This is a genomic window from Gluconobacter potus (assembly GCF_015244705.1).
GTDB lineage: Bacteria > Pseudomonadota > Alphaproteobacteria > Acetobacterales > Acetobacteraceae > Gluconobacter > Gluconobacter potus.
Map to the genome: position 1 here is coordinate 236,223 of NZ_JABCQF010000003.1, position 17,788 is coordinate 254,010.

Here is a 17,788-nt window from a genome sequence, read left to right on the forward strand (position 1 = left end):
CTGTTCGGCGACGGCGCGATTTGCTAGGACACTGCGCGTAACGAAGTTTTGTCCTGTATAGACGGGGGAAGAAAACATGGACCAGATCAGCCCCGGTTTCGCCGAAACCGTTCGTCCAGACGTGCCTCACGACGCCCTCAAGCAGGACGCCAAAGCCTGGTTCGAAACCCTCCGCGACCGCATCTGCGCGTCCTACGAAAAACTCGAAGACGAAGCAGCCGAAGGTGGCTCGCAGGTCCTGCGTGACCGCACAGCCCCCGGCCGTTTCGAACGCACTGCCTGGAGCCGCCCCGAAGGCGGTGCAGGTGTCATGTCCGTCATGCGCGGCCGCGTGTTCGAGAAGGTCGGCGTCAACGTCTCGACCGTCTGGGGCGAGTTCTCCCCCGAATTCCGCAAGAACATCCCCGGCGCTGACGAAGACCCCCGCTTTTTCGCAACCGGCGTCTCCCTCGTCGCCCATCCGTGCAACCCGCATGTGAGTGCTGCGCATTTCAACACGCGCATGATCATCACAACGAAGGGCTGGTTCGGTGGCGGCGGCGACATCACCCCGATGTTCCCCGAAAGTACGGAAGCCCAGTCGGACGCAGCCTATTTCCACAAATCCTTCGAAGACGCCTGCAACCGCCACGACCCGGAGCATTATCCCCGCTTCAAGGAATGGTGTGACCGCTACTTCCACCTGCACCACCGCAACGAACCGCGCGGCCTCGGCGGCATCTTCTACGACCAGTTCTATACCGGTGACGTCGCTCTGGACTTCGCCTTCACCAAAGACGTCGGCATGGCCTTCCACGACGCCTACCCGGCCGTCGTCCGCCGCCGCATGTTCACCCCCTGGACCGAAGCCGACCGCGACGCCCAGCTCATCCGCCGCGGCCGCTACGTCGAATTCAACCTGCTGCACGACCGTGGAACGCTGTTCGGCCTCAAGACGGGCGGCAATACCGAAGCCATCCTCATGAGCATGCCGCCGGAAGTCCGCTGGCCGTGAGACTGACCCGACGTGCAGCCCTGAAGGGGCTGGCGGCTCTGACCGGAGCCGCTCCCTTCCTGAATATCCCGGCCCGCGCTGGCACCCTGACGGATGTCCAGCTCCTTCTGGGCGGCACGCTCGCCTCGACCCCGGGCCAGTTCGCAGAACTCGCAAGCGGCCCCCTGTCCCACGCCCTGGGGCTGGAGACACCTCTTGAACTGACCCCCGACATCGGACAGGACGGCGTCCGCGCCGCCAACCTGTTCGACGCCAACAGCGCACCTGACGGCAACACCGCCCTGGCCCTGCCCGGCGCCACGCTGCTGGCATCACTGACCGGCGATTCCCGCGTCCATTACGATTTCGGTCGCTGGATTCCCGTCCTCGTGGCCTCAACCACAACCGTCGTCATCGCGCGCGCGGAGCTGCACAAGACCCTGCGCAGCCGCCTGACGGGTTTCTTCCATGACCACCCCGTCCGCCTCGCGGTCTCCCACATCGGCGGCCCAGAACTGAACGCCCTGATGGGTCTGTCACTTCTCGGCCTGCGCCCCATTCCCGTGCCTGGCTATGTCGACTCATCAAACGCTCTGACCGCCCTGCATGAAGGCACCGTCGATGCGGTCCAGATTTCCCCCTATACGCTCGACCGTCCGCTCGATGACGTCCTCGCCAACCTGCCCGAAGGTACGAGCGCGATCTATTACACGGGCGACCTGACCGACACGCATGCGACGACCATTCCCATTTTCATGGAAGCCTACCAGCAGGCCCGGCACCGCCCGCCCGAAGGCCCGTTCTACCACGCCTGGCAGGCCGTCTCCGCCGCCGCAGATACGGCCATGGCCATCGCGCTGCCCATGCTGACCCCACCCGAAATCATCATGCAATGGAGCCACGCCTGCTCAGCGGTCGGGGCGGATGCAGGCGTCCGGCGATGGTCCGACCTGCATCATTTCAAGCTGGCCACAGGCGACAATGCCGCCCCGTTCCTGTCGCGAACGGTCCCGGATCTCGGGGCCACGCTGGCCCTGCGCCGCTGGCTCGCCGTCAACATTCCGCGCTGGCGCGAAGGACAGGAAACCCGTCACATCTGACAGAATCAGCGAGGGCGGGTCTTCAGCAGAATGCGAACAGATCCATGATTGGCGGCATGCGGATGCACCACGGCCAGCACCATGGACCGCAAATCCCCCCGCTGAAGCCACATCGGCAGTTCGCGCCGGATCAGCCCGCTGGTCTGCCCGCTCCCCAGCCCCGTCACGACCTCGACACAACGCCAGTTCCGAACCCGTGCACGCTGCATGAAGTCATAAAGCCGCTCGAACGCTTCCTGCACGACATAGCCATGCAGATCGAGCCGAGCATCCACCTTCATCTGCCCGCGTGACAGACGCTTCCAGCTCGTATCATCCAGCCCCGGTGCGCGAACGCCAACAGACAGTTCCGCCGGACGCGGCGCAGGCTTCACAGACGGCACCGAAACAAAGGAACGCCGCGACACCACGGGTGTCGAGCGCGCAACCTCCGGCATAGGCGCAGGCGGCTCGGCCTTCGCCACAGGCATCATGCGACGCGGCGCGCGCGGAGAGCGCAACGGCTTGATGTCACGGACAACCATCCGCCACAACGTCGCCTCGTCCTCCCTCAGATCCCGCTTCGCCACACCATCCTCGCTTGCTGTCCCACCCGCATTGCCCGGTCGGGAATTCAGGTCCCGAGCATGTAACGGGTTCCAGCGTCATTGAACAATGTTCTTTCGGGATTTCGGCACTCACGCCGTCCTGATACGTTTACTCCCAGGTTCCATTTTCGAGAGAGCAGACCCATGAGCCATCTCACACAGGAAGAACGCGACAGCCTGCCCGACAGCGCCTTCGGCCTCCCCGAAAAACGCGCCTACCCGATCGACACCCGCGCCCGCGCCAGCAACGCCAAGGCCCGCGCCACGCAGGAATACGAGCGAGGCCTCCTCACGTCCGAAGAGCGTGACCGGATCGACAAGGCCGCTGATCGACGTCTCGCACAGGACGACTAAAGCTAGCCGCAATCGCAAATTCACTTGACGTTAAGGGGCATGCCGTCAGTGTCGCTTCCATTCGGCGTTACATGCGCCGGCTTTCGAAGCGAGACTGACAAAGGACTTTCCATGCCCCTGCCTTTCCTGCGCAAGATCCTGCCCCTTCTTGCGAGCACGGCTCTCTGCGTCTCTGGCCTCGCCCACGCTCCCGCAGCACATGCCGCAACCCCGGTCGCTGTCCAGAAGCCCGGAACCATCACCGCTTCGGTCCCTCTCGCCGACGCTCTCGGCCTTCCGGACGCCGGACGCTCGCTGCGCATCACCTATCTTTCGACCAACGGCATCACCGGCAAGGGCCTCGTTCCCGTCACGGCCGAGATCATCCTGCCCGCAGGCCCTGCTCCTCAGGGCGGCTGGCCAATCGTCGCCTGGGCCCACGGCACCGTCGGCGTCGATGACAGTTGCGCCCCGTCCCTCAACCCTGTCAGCGACCGCAACCGCACCTATCTGTCCGCCTGGATGAAGCGCGGCTTCGCCATCGTCGCCACGGACTATCAGGGCCTCGGCACACCCGGCACCCATCCCTATCTGGACACCCGCGTCGAAGCCTACAGCGTCCTCGACAGCGTCCGTGCTGCCCTCGCCAACGTCCCGGACCTGCAGAACCGGATCATGATCGTCGGTCAGTCTCAGGGAGGCGGCGCAGCCGTCGCCACAGCGTCCTACGCGCCAGCTTACGCGCCCGAACTGGACATCCGCGGCACCGTCGCCACCGGCGCGCCTTATGTGACGCCCGAACTTCTTGGCGGCCTGCTCAAGGCCGCTTCGCAGCCCGGCGTCGGCTACAGCCCGCTGATCAATTACGTCTTTTATCTCGCCGCCGGACTGGAAGGACGCGATCCGCATTTCCGTCCCGAACAGGCTTTCACGCCCAAAGCGCTGCCCGTCTATCGCAACGCGGCCCATGAATGCCTGACCTCCCTGTCCCATCAGACGCAGGAAGCCGGCCTGACCTTACAGAACAGCCTCCAGCCGACCTTCCTCAAGGCCATGAGCCCGGCCCTGAAAGACATGGCGTTCCCAACCCTCAAGCTGGCCCAGCCCCTCTTCACCGGCACTGGAACGGACGACCGCGACGTGCCCCCCGCCCTTCAGCTCGGTCTGGTCAAAGCCGCCTGTGCGGCGGGCTCGACCGTTCAGGCCCATCTCTACAAGGGGCTGGACCACAGCCAGGTCGTAAACGGCTCCCTGCCGGACTCCACCACTTTTACGACAGCCGTCATGACCGGCCAGCCCGTCACCCCGCAATGCAATCCCGTTCCCGAATAAGCCAAAGGAGATAAAGCCTTTCCCTAATCCCCAATCAGGCGTCACGATTGTCAGAAGAGAAAAATTCTACTGACAATCGGAGCCTTCGAACCGGTGAAGCGCATTCTCAAGACAGGGTGCAATCGTCAGACATCCAGCAACATCCCCCGTGTCAGAAAGATAAGCCAGCGCTTCCAGCAGAACTTTCAGGTCACCGGAAAAATCCGGATCTTCCACACGCTTCAGCCGGAACAACTCCCAATCATTGACATGGTCCGCATCGCAATGAAGATTCTTCTTCAACTCAGGCGGAACTGCTTTCAGCCATTTTCCATTTACCGGATTCTGGAATCCGACAACATTTTCTTCTTCAAAATTAAGATATGATATGACTCTTGTCTCGCTCAGCTCTTTTTCTATGAAAAAAGGCGGCAAAGAGGAATGATTTGCAAAAATAAATGACTTATTGCCGACTGTAGCCACAAGGACTTCATCATCCCTGGCTTCCTTCATATCTCTCGCAAGAAGGATATTTTCATTACCAACAAAGAAAATATCTCCTCTGTTTTTTCGTCCCAGGAATCCCAGTCCAATTTTTTCCGTTATTGTTTTCCAATACGTATTTGACCCGGCAGCCTGCACCAGAACTTCCGCAAGCGTTGAAGGATCTACTTTATCCTTACTGTATACATAGCGTATCTCGGCATCATGTGCTGCATCCATCAATTCGTATGAACGCGCAATAGGCCGGTCTTCCGGGCAAATGGCTATTCCTTTCGGGGCCCCCGCAAAGATCGACGTATGAAAAGCCGAGCCAATAGGCCCTATGACAATATTCTCGTTAAATATCTTGATCTGATCGGCAACAGACAGGTCTTCAGGTCGAACAACCTTTACTCCACGTCCCGAAAATTCGGCACAGAGATCCTCTTCGTTACAGGGCAGTCGACTATTGTAGAGAGGACTGACCCTCGAAAGATATACCATTCCTTTGAAATCAAAGCTGCTTTCCTGAACCGCCTTCAACGACAGTGATTTCAGATATTTTGCATACCCCGTATAGACAAAGCCATCTTCAGAAAACGCCTGCCCAGGTATGGTAATGGAATCAAATCTTAATGGTACACGGGGAATAATAATCTGTTCTTTTCGGACCCCTGCATAACGCAGCAGATCGACCATCCAGGGTCGGGAAAAAATCTCTTCAACGGTCAGGTCACTATGGAAAAGCACCAGTGTTTCCGGTGAGCATTCCCTCGAAAAATACCAGAGCGTGTTCAGGCATTCCGTTATGAAATGGCCGTAATGGTCGCCAATACATCCCCCATACACGACAGGCCGGTTCTGGTAAGAGGCTGCCTCTCCATTTTTCCGCGTCGTCAAGCCCTGTGTTTTCAATACAGGCGGATAACTTGAGAAAAGAGCGTTTCCGAGGATCTGTCGTCCTGTTTCATCAAATAACCCAAAGTCCTTATCCAGACCGCCTTCGCGTCTCGGAACGTACAGAACATTACGCCGATCAAAAACTTCCGGAAAACCTTCTATAACAGAACCGGAAATATCATATTTAATGCAATCCTTGATATAATCGCTCATATCATACCTATTCTGAAATATTTTTATTCCAAATCGATAGCGAAGCTGATCTTCACTGTCCATATCGTTTATTAAAACTCATCCAATATGAAACATGCAATTTCAGGTGCGCGAAAAACCACTTGATACAGACAGTTCAGATCATCGGTCCTGTATATATAAAAAAAACCGGAGAGGTTTCCCTTCTCCGGTTCTTTACTGGAAAATACTAAAGCGTCAGTTCTGGGAATCAGAACCTGACACCGGAGCCTGCAGCGGCTGGTCAGCCGGCACATCCTTCAGCGGAATACCTTCATACTTGCCAGTCAGCGTCTTGAGGAACGCCACGATATCCGTGACATCCTGATCGGCAATATCCGTATCCGGCGTCTCGTAACGCGCCATCTCCCGCACGACCTGCTCCAGCGTGGTCGCCGAGCCGTCATGCAGCCAGGGGCCTGTCAGCTCGACATTACGCAGGTTCGGAACCTTGAACCGCTCCCGGTCGCCTTCCTTGTGCGTCACGGCCATGCGGCCTTCATCGGCATCCGTCAGCTGCGTGTGACGGTTCTCGAAATACGGCCCTTCCAGCCCAAGGATCTCGTAAGCATCGCCACCCACGGCAAGACCACTATGGCAACCCGAGCAGCCGATTTCCTTGAACCGCTCATACCCGCGCTTTTCCTGCGCCGTGATCGCCTTCTCATCGCCCTTCAGATACAGATCAAAGCGGCTGTCCGGCGTGATCAGCGTCTTTTCATATTCCGCAATCGCCCCCGTGATCGTGTCCTTGTCGATCTGGTCGGAGCCAAATGCTGCCGTAAACTGCTCAGCATAGCCTGGCGTGCTGCGAACATGATCAGACACGACAACCCAGTCATGCGAACCCATTTCCAGCGGGTTCATGACCGGACCAGCCGCCTGCTCCGCAAGATCCTTCGCACGGCCGTTCCAGAACTGCGCCATGCTGAACACAGCATTATAGACGGTAGGCACATTGATCGGCCCCTTCTGGCCGCCAATACCCGTCGCGGTCGTCAGGTTGTCCACGCCACCCTTGTTCAGACCATGGCAGCTTGCGCAATTGAGCGTGCCATCACCCGACAGCCCCTTGTCGAAGAACAGCGCCCGGCCCAGCTCGGCCTTCTTCCAGTTCACATCGACACTCTCGGGGATCGGCTGGATCGGCTCGCCACGGAACTGCGCCGCCACACCTGGCGTCGCATAGTAACGCTCGCGCTGCTCACGCACCCATTTCAGGATATCCGCGCGCTGTTTCTCATCCAGATGCGCATGCGGATGCATCAGCAGATAGGCTGCCGGCGGCATGCGGTTCTGCGTGATGACTTCCTCAATGCGCGAAAGCTGCTCGACGGAAGGCGGCTTGCCGTCCTGCAGGGCCGTCAGAACTGGCGCATATTCGAAATGACGCTGTCCCTGCACCAGATCACGCTTCATGATCTGATTGGCCAGCGGCAGGCTGAAATAGAACGGCAAATTCACATTCTGCGTATGACAGTAATCGCAGCGCACTTCCCGAAGGGCCGCGAACGCCGCCATGGCCGTCGGGTCCTGACGCGTCGGACTGCTGGCGGGCAACTGCGGTGCACCAGCATGATCGAAATGCTCAAGATAGGTGACGGTACCGCCCCAGGCGACAACACCAAGTGCCACCAGACCGGCAATTCCCTTTGTAATCGTGCTGGAACGCACCATTTTTCTCCTCATACTCACGGTGTCGTGAGAATGACGAAAAGTGACAGGCAAAGTCAAAGTAATTGAACCTGTCAGGACAACAGGTCTTGTCGATCAGTCTTCGTCCTCATGGTCTATCGCCGCCCGCACCCGCTTGCGGGCCACGTTCACATAGGACGTATCGGTATCAATCCCGATCCCCACACACCCCATCCGCTCCGCCGCGACCAGCGTCGTGCCCGACCCCATGAACGGATCGAGCAGTACGCCCCCCGGCCGCAACCCGTGCAGCCGGATGCACGCCTCTGGAAGCGCCACCGGGAACGTCCCCGGATGGCTGAACTTCTCCTTGCGGCTGCGCACGGTCTCGTAGGGAATAAACCACGTATCACCCCGACACCGCCGGTCCGTGATGTGCTGCCGCCGCACGATATTGCTCTTGTCCGTAAACGGCACACCCGCATCCAGCCGCTGCACCGGCACATTCCCCGTCTTGGTCAGATGGAACACATGCTCATGATTGCGATTGACGAAACGCGCCGAGTTCAGCGGCTTGAAATGCCCGTACGTGATCTCCCCGACCGAAATCGACTTGATCCAGGTGATGTGGTTCTGCAGCACGAACAGCTTGCGCAGTCGTGTCATCAGTTCAAACGGCATCCAGGGCTGTGAGGACGACCCGGCGATATTCAGGAAAAACGACCCGTCATCCTTCATCACCCGGCACAGACTGGTGCAGACATCCTCCAGCCAGTCCAGATACGCGTCCTCGGGCAGCCGGTCCTGATACGTCCGGTACGGCACCCCCAGATTATACGGCGGAGACGTCACCACAACGTCCACACTCTGCGACGGCATCCGTCTGAGAACCGTCGTGCAGTCCCCCCGGATCAGCGTATGGACACCGAGCTTCTCCCGGCGACTGCGGATCATTGCGCCGCAGAATCCGCAGGAGGCCGCGGTAGGAACAGCACCACCCGGCCATGCGCATGCAGGTTCCCCGCCACGGACTGCGCGGTCGCCCCCCAGCCCGTGAACAGATCGGCCCGGCCGGCGCCCTTGATGTCCGTCCCGATATCCTGAGCAAACACCAGATGATCCCAGGTCACAGGCTGACCCGCCCCATAAGGCAGCTTCGTCTCGACCCACAGCGGCATCGCAAACGGCACCACGGACCGGTCCACCGCCACAGAGCGCCCGGCCGTCAGAGGCATCCCGAATGCCCCTTTCGGACCCTGCGCCAGATTGCCGTCATCACGGCGGAAGAACACATAATTCGGATTGCGCTCCATGACGGACATCATCCGATCCGGATGCGCTTCCAGCCAGGTGCGGATGCTGTCCATGCTGACACCATCCGCAGGCAGTTCCCCGTCCTGCACCAGAACACGCCCGAGCGGCACATAAGCCTGCCCGTTGCGCCCGTCATATCCGACACGCACCTGCCCACCATCCGGCAGGATCAACCGCCCCGAACCCTGAATCTGAAGGAAAAAAAGGTCTACCGGACTTTTCAGCCAGGCGATCTCAAGCCCCTGCCCCGCCAGCGCTCCGCCATCAATCGCAGCACGGTCATAATACGGCGCAAACTGGCCGTTGACCCAGCGCCCGTTGACCATCTGGCCATTGGTCGCCTTCGCCCGGACCAGATCGCGCGGACGCCCGTAAACCGGCGTCTGATACGCCCCACCCTGCGTCAGGGATGCCGGGATCTGCGGCTCGAAATACCCGGTATAGAACGCTTCAGTTCCCGCCTCGTAGGGCTGGAACCACGTCTCCAGATAGGTCCGCGCATCCGAAGCCGTCGCCAGCGCCGCGCAGGCATTGCTCCAGTCGGCAGCATGACGCCCATAGGGAATGGCCTCGCTCCCGCCAAGCGCCGTCTCGGGCGGCAACTGCGCCAGACGATGACACTCATCCCGCAGCAGCGGCATCAGGGACGTGAAATCCTCCTGCTCCCATCCGGCGAGCGAGTCATATCCGACAGGAGAGAGCGAAAGCGACGAGGGCGCATTCTGCGGCGTGCATCCGCACAGCGCGCCAAGCGTCAGCAGGGTCAGCAGTTTCTTCATCGGAGAACGCGATCAGGCCGGACGCGATGCCGCCAAGCGCCACCGCGCGTCGGACTGCCCCGCCACACGCTCGAACAGCCACAGATCGTGGAACTCGGTCACAGCCTCGGTTCCGACTACCGGCTCACCCTCACGATCCGTGAGGATATTCACCTGCCGCGACACGATCTTCACCTCGATTCGGCCGATCCGCGCCCCGTCTTCCGAAGACACAAGAAAAGCATCCAGAATGGACAGGCTCTCGATCCCGCGCAGATCGCTCCGCTGCGTCTCACCCGCCTGTACCCGCGCATCAATCGCCGAGGAAAAAGACTCCATGGAGGCCGGCGTCAGCAGCTTTTCCAGCGCCGTACGGTCGCCGACCGCAAAAGCCGGAACCACCTGACGGAACGTCCCTTCGGCTTCCTTCAGGAAACCATCGGGCGAAAATCCCGGAAAAACGGACCCGATCTCACCCAGAACCGTCCCGACCCGCGTAGCAGACGCCGGAATTTCATACTCAACGTCAGGCACCGCCTGATCGAACACCCCGGGAGCAGTCCCCGGTTTCCCTGCGACCTGCCCCGGCAGTGGCGGCGGCGCGCTCGGACGCGCCGCATCCGGAGCAGCCCCCTTCTGCGCGCCCGGACCAAACCCGGGCCCCGGACGCTCCTGCCGCACCCCCTGCATCCCGACACGACGGCCAAGAACACGGTACAGCCTCACCCCCAGCGCCACCGCGAGCACGAACAGGACCACAAGGTCCCAGGGAAAATAATGACCCGCGTGAGCCATGAGGCCGGCGGGGAGATGGATGTCGTCAGAAGACATGAAAGCCTGTGTTTCGCAGTGTTCGGTTAAAGATCCGTTGACCTACAGATAGGGTGCAATCCGTCCGATCTCAACCATCTGTCCGCCAGAACCGTGTCTTGGCGGACAGCAGACATCATGCTACCGCCGGGGGATCGCAATCGTTCCAATCGATGTCCGCCACGGGCCCAGCCCCTGCGGAACCGGAGACTGTATGTCAGAGAACACCCCCGACAACGCTGCCCTGGGCCAGGAAAACGTGCCGGCCATGCCGCTGGCCATCAACCTGCAGTACACGAAGGACCTGTCCTTTGAAGTCCCGGCCGGCGCTTCCATTTTCGCAACACTGCGCTCTGCTCCGCAGATTTCCGTCAACATCGACGTCCAGGCCAACCGTCTGGAAGAAGACCAGGCTGTTTATGAAGTCGCCCTGGCCGTCCGCGCCGAAGCCGCCGAGCCGCCGGCACAGGAAGGTGGACAGGCCGGTCGTACGGTGTTCATCGCCGAGCTGACCTACGCCGCCGTCGTGACGCTGAACAACCCGCCGCAGGAACTCATCGAGCCGATCCTGCTGGTTGAAGTTCCGCGCCTGATCTTCCCGTATGTCCGCTCCATCGTCAGCGACGTCACGCGTGACGGCGGCTTCCCGCCCGTCGTGCTGCAGCCGATCGACTTCGTTGCCCTGTGGCAGGCCAAGCGCGCCCAGCAGTTCCCGGAACCCGCCGGCGAAGCCTGATCAGACTGCTGGCCCGAGCTGCTCCAGCGGATCGGGCCACATCACCGCGCGCCATTCCTTCGGGTCCAGGCGCGCGGCAATGGCCTCTGACAGACAGAGCGCCCGCACGGCAGACAGCGCCGTGACCTCCTCGGCCCCCAGCGCTTCCCTGAACGCTTCCGCCGTTTTCCCCGAATACAGCAACACGGAATCGACTCGCCCGCCCCGCAGGGCCCGAGCCGCATCATCAGGCAGAACCGTACGCTTGCAGGCCGCATAAACCTCGACCCGCTGCACGCCCAGATCCTGCGCCAGCTCCACGCCATACCCCTCGCCACTGGCCAGCAGCACATCCGCGCCCATGATGGCCCGCGACCAGCAGAACGCTGCCAAAGCCCGCGCATCCCCGTCCGCCGCTTCGACATTCACGAAGCCGTCCCGCCGCGCCCGCGCCGCTGTCTGCGCACCAACGGCCACAACCAGCCGATCCCGAGGCCAGTCCCGCAGCGCGGGCAGCGCATTCGCACTCGTCACCAGCACGGCCCGGAATGCGCCCGGCGCAACAGGCTCGAATGTCGTGATATCCAGCATCGGACACGCCACAGCCTCCCAGCCAAGAGCCCGGACTTCCGCCATCGTAGCGGACAGTCCGGGCTCCGGCCGGGTCACCAGAACCGCGCGCGCCAGTTCAGGGCGACCCGGTTCAGGCCGGGTAAGCGTCAGGGACGCCTCATTTCATCAAAGATATGGGCCGGCGTGTCGCGGCGAAGTTCGTCCGCAAGCTCGGTCCCCAGACGGGCTGCCTCGAGCGGCGCCCCTTCGATCTCGCGACGCAGCAGGAAGGTCCCGTCCTCGCTCGCAATCATGCCGCTCAGCTTGAGAACACCATTCTCGATCCGGGCATAACCCCCGATCGGCGTCCGGCACGAACCGTTCAGCTCCGCCAGAAGCGCACGCTCGGCCGTCGAAACCGCCCGCGCCTCCGGATCCTCGATCGCGGACAGCAGTTCGCGCAGTTCCAGATCGCTCTCACGAACCGTCACGCCCACAATACCCTGACCCGAAGCCGGCAGCATCTGGTCCGGCTCCAGCACGACATCCACACGGTCTTCCATACCCAGACGCCGCAGTCCGGCCAGCGCCAGAAGCGTCGCTTCGCACGCCCCGGCCCGCAGCTTGTCCAGTCGCGTCTGCACATTGCCACGCAGCAGACAGAACCGCAGATCCGGACGCACATGCAGCATCTGCGCCTGACGACGCACCGACGCACAACCGATCAGCGCCCCTTCCGGCAGACAGTCATACGGATGCTGCGGATCAACCTTTACATCCCGGTCCCGAAGGATCAGCGCATCGCGCGCATCCTCACGCTTGAGCGTGCAGGCCAGCACCAGACCCGGCGGCAGGTTGGTTTCCAGATCCTTGAGGCTGTGCACCGCGAAATCGATCCGCCCGGCTGCCAGCGCCTCATGGATTTCCTTGGCAAAAAGCCCCTTGCCGCCGATTTCCGCCAGACGCTGCACCAGATTGCGGTCGCCTTCGGTGCTGATCTGATATTCCTGAAACGCCCCCATATCGCGCAGGACGGGGCAGAACCGCGTCAGGCGCGTCAGAAAGTTCCGCGTCTGGACCAGCGCCAGCGGAGACGCCCGCGACCCGACACGAAGAGGGAGCTTGCGGCCGGTAGGCGGCTCAGCGGCATGGGAGCGGCGGACGGCTTCCGCGGCGACTCTCTGGAGCGCCTCGGAAGGCAGGACGGGAGCATTCATGAACGGCAGCTTTAGCCCATTCACACGGGACTGTCATGATATGACAGACTCGGCCATAATAAGCCCCATGTCAGCCTCCGCCACTTCTCCATCCGCATCCACGCGCCCCCTTCTGGCCATCGAAACCTCCTGCGACGATACGGCCTGCGCCATCCTCGCTTACGACGGCACGATCCTGGCCGAAGGCGTCCTATCCCAGACCGACCATGCCATTCTCGGCGGCGTCGTCCCGGAAATCGCGGCCCGCGCCCATCTGGACGCCCTGCCCGCACTGGTGGCGGAAGTCCTGAAAAAAGCCTCCCTGACGCTGGCCGACATCGACACTTTCGCCGGCACGACCGGCCCCGGCCTGATCGGCGGCCTGATCGTCGGCAGTTCCTACGCCAAGGGACTGGCCATGGCGCTGCACCGTCCCTTCGTGGCTGTGAACCATATCGAGGCCCACATCCTCACCCCGCGCCTCCCCAGCCTGGGTGCTGACCTGCACTTCCCCTACCTGACAATGCTGGTCTCGGGCGGCCACTGCCAGTGCGTCTCGGTCGAACAGACCGGCCGCTATGTCCGTCTAGGCGGTACGATCGACGACGCTGCCGGAGAAGCCTTCGACAAGGTCGCCAAAATGCTCGGCCTCGGCTGGCCCGGCGGCCCGGCCCTTGAAAAACTCGCCACCGAAGGCCGCGACGACGCCTACCCGCTCCCCCGCCCCCTCAAGGGCCGCGAAGGCTGCGATTTCTCATTCTCGGGCCTGAAAACCGCCGTCAGCCGCCTGATCGACACACAGGACCCGACTGGCAGCCGCGACGCCCTTCCGCACCAGTTCGCAGCAGACGTCGCCGCCTCCTTCCAGCGCGCCGTCGCGGATGTCATGGCCGACCGCGCCGAACACGCCCTGGCCCTCAGCCCGAACGCCACAGCCCTGGTCGTCGCAGGCGGCGTCGCCGCCAACAAGACCCTGCGCCACGCCCTCGAACAGGTCGCCGCCAACCACCGCATCCCTTTCCTCGCGCCCCCTCTGCGCCTGTGCACGGACAACGCGGTCATGGTCGCCTGGGCCGCGCTCGAACGCCTCCACGCGGGCGAAACCCCCAACGAAATCGACACCGCCGCCCGCCCCCGCTGGCCCCTGTCTGAACGCACTCCCTCCACCCCGGAACACGCCTCTTGAACTACCGCCACATCTACCACGCCGGAAACTTCGCCGACTGCATGAAGCACGCCCTGCTTCTCGCACTCATCAAGGCGCTGAAGCGCAAACCCGCAGGCTTCGTCGTCCTCGACACCCATGCCGGATGCGGCCGCTACGATCTGACGTCCGAGGAAGCCGAAAAGACCGGCGAATGGCGCGCAGGCATCGGCCAACTTCTCAACAGCCCGGCCGCCGCCCCACTTGCGGACTATCTCGACGCCGTGCGCCCCAACGTGCAGGACCGGCACCGCTACCCCGGCTCCCCCGCCTTCGCCCGCGCCGAACTCCGCCCGCAGGACCAGCTCATCGCCTGCGAACTGCACCCCGAAGACGTCCGCCCCCTGCGCCGCCTCTTCCACGCCGATCCGCAGGCCGCAATCCATCACCGTGACGGCTATGAAGCCCTGCGCGCCCTGCTTCCGCCGAAGGATCTCAAGCGCGGCCTCGTCCTCATCGACCCGCCGTTTGAAAAGCCGGACGATTTCGCCCGCTGCGCCGATGCCATCGCCCTGATCCGCACCCGTTTCCGCGCCGGGATCATCGCCGTCTGGTACCCGATCAAGCACCGCACCCCGGTCCGCGCCTTCTACACAGCGCTTCAGGACGCCGGCATCCGGGACATGCTCGCCTGCGAGTTCCTGCTCCGCCCACCCGTCGATCCGTCACGCCTGAACGGCTGCGGCCTGCTGGTCGTCAACGCGCCTTTCGGCTTCGAGGACGAGGCCCGCAACATTCTCGAAGCCCTCGCCACCGGCCTGCGTTCTCCCGAGGCCGAAGACATCCAGATCAACATCGAACGACTGGCAGAAGAATAACCATGACCACACGTCCGCATATCGCCGTCATCGGCGCCGGAGCCTGGGGAACGGCGCTGGCCTGCGCCACAGCAGCGACAGGCGCGGACGTGACCCTCTGGATGCGCAATCCAGCCCCCCCCGGAACCCGTACCCTCCCGCGCCTGCCGGACATCACCCTGCCCGAAAACGTCACCATCACCGGAGACTTTCCCCGCAGCGCAGACGTCGCCCTGCTCGTCACCCCGGTCCAGACCGCCCGCAACGTCTCCGCACGCCTTCAGACCGTGCTCGACCCCGCCGTCCCCGTCGTGACCTGCTGCAAGGGACTGGAACAGGCCACATCCCTCCTGCCGCTCGACGTCCTGGCGGAAACCATGCCCGGCCGTCCGACCGGCGTCCTTTCCGGCCCCAACTTCGCCATCGAAGTCGCAAAAGGCCTCCCCGCCGCCGCAACGCTGGCCTGTACAGACCTCGCTCTCGCGCAGAAACTCACGGCGCTCCTCAACACGTCCAGTTTCCGCCTCTACGCCAGCGATGACGCTGCCGGCGTCCAGCTCGCAGGCGCTGCCAAGAACGTCATCGCCATCGGCGCCGGCATCACGATCGGCGCAGGCTTGGGCGAAAACGCCCGCGCTGCCCTCATTACCCGCGCCGTCGCCGAAATCGGCCGCCTCGCCGAAGCCACAGGCGGTCGTGCCACTACCCTCGCAGGCCTCGCAGGCATGGGCGACCTCATCCTGACCTGCACCGGACGCGGCTCGCGCAACTACAGTGTCGGTCTGGAACTCGGCGAAGGCCGCCCGCTCGCAGACATCCTCGCCTCACGCACCACAGTCGCAGAAGGCGTGCTGACTGCTCCGGCCATGCTCGCCCTGGCCCGGCAGCACAACGTGCGGGTGCCGATCATGGAAACCGTCACCCGCCTCCTCAACGACGGCGTCTCGATCGAGGAAGCGCGCCACCTTCTGCTGGACCGCCCCCCGACCCGGGAATAAGGCGTGGCTCAGTGCAAAACGGCGCAGGCCACGCGATCTCCCGAACCGCCAATCGGCTGGGTCTGATAATCATCCGGCTTTGCATGAATGACCACGGACGCCCCGTCCGCATCCATCAGCGCCGGCAGCCCATTGCCCCCCCTCAGCGAGACCAGCGTGGAATAAAGCTCCACAGTCGCCGTCCCGTCCGCCGCGACATACAGGTTCGGCAGATCCCCGGCATCATTCGCATCCGCCTTCAGCAGACCATGCACAACCGGCGTCACCGCATGAACATGCGCCCCCGCACTGGTGAATTTCGGAGCCGCACAGCTCCCCTTTTCATGGAAATGAATCCCGTGCCAGCCCGGCGTCAGCCCCTGGACCTGCAGACGCAGCAGAACCCCCTTGGGCGCTCCCGTCACGTCCACGATCCCGTGCGTGGCCCCATCCGTCCCCTTCAGCTCCCCGCTCACATGCTCCGCCGCAGACGCCAGAGCAGGAACAGCCATCACAGAGGCCAGAAGAAGGGTCAGGAATCCGGAACGGCGCATGGAGAAACTCACAGTCTGATCAGAGGAAGATGATAACTGTTCGCATCCTACCCGGATCCAGCCCTCCCATGGATCAGAGATTCGTGAACGCCCCCGCAGCTCAGACGAACAGCCCCGCAATCACCGCACTCATCGCATTGGACAGCGTGCCCGCTGCCACGGCCCGAACAGCCAGCGACGCCACATCCGTCCGCCGACGCGGCTCCGCACTCCCGAATGCCCCGATCAGAATCCCGATCGTGGAGATGTTCGCAAATCCGCACAGCGCGAAGGACAGGATCGTGATCGTCCGCTGCGACAACGCATGCGCATGGATCAGCGGCGACAGGTTCACATAAGCCACGAACTCGTTGAACGCGATCTTCTGTCCAAGCAGTCCCCCCGCCACGATACATTCGCTCCACGGCACCCCGAGCAGCCAGGCAAACGGCGCAAACACCGTCCCCAGGATGCGCGCCAAAGACAGCCCAACCGCTCCCAGAAGTCCGTTCGCAAGCGCAATCAGCCCCACAAATGCAATCAGGACCGATCCCACCGCCACTGCAATCTTCGCGCCATTCATCGCACCATCCGCAATCGCCTCGAACATGCTGTGATGCCCGTGATCCGCCCCGGCAATCTGCGCATCAGACCGCCGCGGCCCCGGAAACAGAATGCGCGAGAACAGCAGCCCCCCCGGGATCGCCATGAAAGACGCCGCCAGCAGGTTCTCCATCGGCACACCGAGCGAAGCATATCCCGCCAGCACGGACCCCGCGATCGACGACGTCCCGCTGCACAGAACCGTCGCCAGCTCCCCTTCCGACATTTCCGCCAGACAGGTCTGAAGCGCGATCGGCATCTCGCTCTGTCCCAGGAAAATCGTCAGGACCGCCGAAAACGATTCGAGCCCCGTTGTCCCCAGTACCCGAGACAGCGCCCCGCCAATCAGCTTCGAGAGGAACTGCAACACGCCCCAGTGCTGCAACAGCCCCAGAAGTGCTGCGACATAAACGATCTCCGGCAGAACCTTGAGCGCAAAGACGAAACTGTCATTGCCAAACAGCCCGTTCATCTTCGGCCCCACAAGCCCGCCGAACAGGAACGCACTGCCCACATCCCCGTAAGACAGGACCTTCGTCACCGCATCGGACATCAGATGCAGCCCATGCGCGCCCGCCGGCACCCACAATACGACCGCCGCAATCAGCATCTGCAATAGCAGCGCCCGTCCGACGAGTGACCAGTCGATGGCCCGGCGGTTGGTGGACAAAAGCGCACCCAGAAACAGAAGACCGGCCATGCCGACAAGGACGCGCAGGATCACGCAGGCAAACTCCTCACCCAAAAACAGAACGACGCACCCGGAACTGAACCCG

At 62.4% G+C, this 17,788-nt stretch carries 18 protein-coding genes; 8 read left to right on the top strand and 10 right to left on the bottom strand.

Annotation, left to right across the window (positions count from 1 at the left end; all coding sequences use genetic code 11):
* The first annotated feature begins 76 nt into the window (after positions 1 to 76).
* Together hemF and HKD31_RS07500 are read left to right on the top strand one after the other, a co-directional pair.
* On the top strand, positions 77 to 994 hold the full coding sequence (hemF, locus tag HKD31_RS07495; RefSeq protein WP_194264727.1) for an oxygen-dependent coproporphyrinogen oxidase: 918 nt from the start codon (positions 77 to 79) through the stop codon (positions 992 to 994).
* Positions 991 to 2,073 (top strand): type 2 periplasmic-binding domain-containing protein, encoded by a 1,083-nt coding sequence (locus tag HKD31_RS07500; protein WP_194264726.1) that lies wholly within the window; start codon positions 991 to 993, stop codon positions 2,071 to 2,073. Before hemF ends, HKD31_RS07500 begins: the two co-directional genes overlap by 4 nt.
* A 5-nt stretch (positions 2,074 to 2,078) precedes the next feature.
* Here the strand turns inward: HKD31_RS07500 and HKD31_RS07505 are convergent, their stop codons facing one another.
* Positions 2,079 to 2,642 carry a Smr/MutS family protein gene (locus tag HKD31_RS07505; protein WP_338085549.1) on the bottom strand — a complete coding sequence of 188 codons (564 nt, stop codon included), beginning with the start codon at positions 2,640 to 2,642 and terminating at the stop codon, positions 2,079 to 2,081.
* A gap of 162 nt (positions 2,643 to 2,804) precedes the next feature.
* Here HKD31_RS07505 and HKD31_RS07510 point away from each other — a divergent pair, with 162 nt between their 5' ends.
* Positions 2,805 to 3,014, top strand: a complete 210-nt coding sequence (locus HKD31_RS07510) for a hypothetical protein (RefSeq protein ID WP_062495659.1) — start codon at positions 2,805 to 2,807, stop codon at positions 3,012 to 3,014.
* 111 nt (positions 3,015 to 3,125) lie between these two features.
* A complete protein-coding gene (locus HKD31_RS07515; RefSeq protein WP_194264725.1) occupies positions 3,126 to 4,325 on the top strand; it encodes an alpha/beta hydrolase in 1,200 nt (399 codons plus the stop codon).
* Positions 4,326 to 4,391: 66 nt separating this feature from the next.
* Here HKD31_RS07515 and HKD31_RS07520 read toward each other — a convergent pair whose 3' ends face one another.
* The 5 genes from HKD31_RS07520 to HKD31_RS07540 all read right to left on the bottom strand — a co-directional run bounded on the left by HKD31_RS07520 (position 4,392) and on the right by HKD31_RS07540 (position 10,456).
* Positions 4,392 to 5,900, bottom strand: a complete 1,509-nt coding sequence (locus HKD31_RS07520) for a glycosyltransferase family 61 protein (protein ID WP_194264724.1) — start codon at positions 5,898 to 5,900, stop codon at positions 4,392 to 4,394.
* A 216-nt stretch (positions 5,901 to 6,116) separates the two neighbouring features.
* The gene (locus HKD31_RS07525) at positions 6,117 to 7,595 is read right to left on the bottom strand and encodes a cytochrome-c peroxidase (protein WP_194264723.1); all 1,479 of its coding nucleotides are present in this window, start codon (positions 7,593 to 7,595) and stop codon (positions 6,117 to 6,119) included.
* A 93-nt stretch (positions 7,596 to 7,688) separates the two neighbouring features.
* Complete coding sequence (locus HKD31_RS07530) at positions 7,689 to 8,507, bottom strand: DNA-methyltransferase (protein ID WP_011253407.1); 819 nt, start codon at positions 8,505 to 8,507, stop codon at positions 7,689 to 7,691.
* Positions 8,504 to 9,646 (bottom strand): murein transglycosylase A, encoded by a 1,143-nt coding sequence (gene mltA / locus HKD31_RS07535; protein ID WP_194264722.1) that lies wholly within the window; start codon positions 9,644 to 9,646, stop codon positions 8,504 to 8,506. Before mltA ends, HKD31_RS07530 begins: the two co-directional genes overlap by 4 nt.
* A gap of 12 nt (positions 9,647 to 9,658) precedes the next feature.
* On the bottom strand, positions 9,659 to 10,456 hold the full coding sequence (locus HKD31_RS07540) for a Tim44/TimA family putative adaptor protein (protein ID WP_194264721.1): 798 nt from the start codon (positions 10,454 to 10,456) through the stop codon (positions 9,659 to 9,661).
* Positions 10,457 to 10,649: 193 nt separating this feature from the next.
* On the opposite strand from HKD31_RS07540, the gene secB reads away from it, so the two are divergent.
* Positions 10,650 to 11,171, top strand: coding sequence for a protein-export chaperone SecB (gene secB / locus HKD31_RS07545; protein ID WP_062495672.1), 522 nt, complete (start codon positions 10,650 to 10,652; stop codon positions 11,169 to 11,171).
* Here secB and HKD31_RS07550 read toward each other — a convergent pair whose 3' ends face one another.
* Together HKD31_RS07550 and hemC are read right to left on the bottom strand one after the other, a co-directional pair.
* The gene (locus HKD31_RS07550; RefSeq protein ID WP_338085550.1) at positions 11,172 to 11,819 is read right to left on the bottom strand and encodes a uroporphyrinogen-III synthase; all 648 of its coding nucleotides are present in this window, start codon (positions 11,817 to 11,819) and stop codon (positions 11,172 to 11,174) included.
* A gap of 50 nt (positions 11,820 to 11,869) precedes the next feature.
* The gene (gene hemC / locus HKD31_RS07555; RefSeq protein ID WP_194264816.1) at positions 11,870 to 12,919 is read right to left on the bottom strand and encodes a hydroxymethylbilane synthase; all 1,050 of its coding nucleotides are present in this window, start codon (positions 12,917 to 12,919) and stop codon (positions 11,870 to 11,872) included.
* Between the two features lie 67 nt (positions 12,920 to 12,986).
* Here hemC and tsaD point away from each other — a divergent pair, with 67 nt between their 5' ends.
* Genes tsaD through HKD31_RS07570 form a run of 3 tightly spaced genes read left to right on the top strand, consistent with a single transcriptional unit; the run spans position 12,987 to position 15,897 of the window.
* Complete coding sequence (tsaD, locus tag HKD31_RS07560) at positions 12,987 to 14,084, top strand: tRNA (adenosine(37)-N6)-threonylcarbamoyltransferase complex transferase subunit TsaD (protein WP_194264720.1); 1,098 nt, start codon at positions 12,987 to 12,989, stop codon at positions 14,082 to 14,084.
* A complete protein-coding gene (locus HKD31_RS07565; RefSeq protein WP_194264719.1) occupies positions 14,081 to 14,920 on the top strand; it encodes a 23S rRNA (adenine(2030)-N(6))-methyltransferase RlmJ in 840 nt (279 codons plus the stop codon). The genes tsaD and HKD31_RS07565 overlap by 4 nt, the downstream gene beginning before the upstream one ends.
* 2 nt (positions 14,921 to 14,922) lie before the next feature.
* Positions 14,923 to 15,897 carry an NAD(P)H-dependent glycerol-3-phosphate dehydrogenase gene (locus HKD31_RS07570; protein ID WP_194264718.1) on the top strand — a complete coding sequence of 325 codons (975 nt, stop codon included), beginning with the start codon at positions 14,923 to 14,925 and terminating at the stop codon, positions 15,895 to 15,897.
* An 8-nt stretch (positions 15,898 to 15,905) separates the two neighbouring features.
* Here HKD31_RS07570 and sodC read toward each other — a convergent pair whose 3' ends face one another.
* Together sodC and HKD31_RS07580 are read right to left on the bottom strand one after the other, a co-directional pair.
* Positions 15,906 to 16,430: a superoxide dismutase[Cu-Zn] gene (sodC, locus tag HKD31_RS07575; RefSeq protein WP_194264717.1), complete on the bottom strand. Its 525-nt coding sequence runs from the start codon at positions 16,428 to 16,430 to the stop codon at positions 15,906 to 15,908.
* A 100-nt stretch (positions 16,431 to 16,530) separates the two neighbouring features.
* The gene (locus tag HKD31_RS07580) at positions 16,531 to 17,736 is read right to left on the bottom strand and encodes a NupC/NupG family nucleoside CNT transporter (protein ID WP_194264716.1); all 1,206 of its coding nucleotides are present in this window, start codon (positions 17,734 to 17,736) and stop codon (positions 16,531 to 16,533) included.
* Between the last annotated feature and the right edge of the window lie 52 nt (positions 17,737 to 17,788).

Coding starts and splice junctions, on each gene's coding strand:
- hemF (WP_194264727.1), top strand. CDS start 77: ATGGACCAGATCAGCCCCGGTTTCGCCGAAACCGTTCGTCCAGACGTG.
- HKD31_RS07510 (WP_062495659.1), top strand. CDS start 2,805: ATGAGCCATCTCACACAGGAAGAACGCGACAGCCTGCCCGACAGCGCC.
- HKD31_RS07515 (WP_194264725.1), top strand. CDS start 3,126: ATGCCCCTGCCTTTCCTGCGCAAGATCCTGCCCCTTCTTGCGAGCACG.
- HKD31_RS07520 (WP_194264724.1), bottom strand. CDS start 5,900: ATGAGCGATTATATCAAGGATTGCATTAAATATGATATTTCCGGTTCT.
- HKD31_RS07525 (WP_194264723.1), bottom strand. CDS start 7,595: ATGGTGCGTTCCAGCACGATTACAAAGGGAATTGCCGGTCTGGTGGCA.
- HKD31_RS07530 (WP_011253407.1), bottom strand. CDS start 8,507: ATGATCCGCAGTCGCCGGGAGAAGCTCGGTGTCCATACGCTGATCCGG.
- mltA (WP_194264722.1), bottom strand. CDS start 9,646: ATGAAGAAACTGCTGACCCTGCTGACGCTTGGCGCGCTGTGCGGATGC.
- HKD31_RS07540 (WP_194264721.1), bottom strand. CDS start 10,456: ATGTCTTCTGACGACATCCATCTCCCCGCCGGCCTCATGGCTCACGCG.
- secB (WP_062495672.1), top strand. CDS start 10,650: ATGTCAGAGAACACCCCCGACAACGCTGCCCTGGGCCAGGAAAACGTG.
- hemC (WP_194264816.1), bottom strand. CDS start 12,919: ATGAATGCTCCCGTCCTGCCTTCCGAGGCGCTCCAGAGAGTCGCCGCG.
- tsaD (WP_194264720.1), top strand. CDS start 12,987: ATGTCAGCCTCCGCCACTTCTCCATCCGCATCCACGCGCCCCCTTCTG.
- HKD31_RS07570 (WP_194264718.1), top strand. CDS start 14,923: ATGACCACACGTCCGCATATCGCCGTCATCGGCGCCGGAGCCTGGGGA.
- sodC (WP_194264717.1), bottom strand. CDS start 16,430: ATGCGCCGTTCCGGATTCCTGACCCTTCTTCTGGCCTCTGTGATGGCT.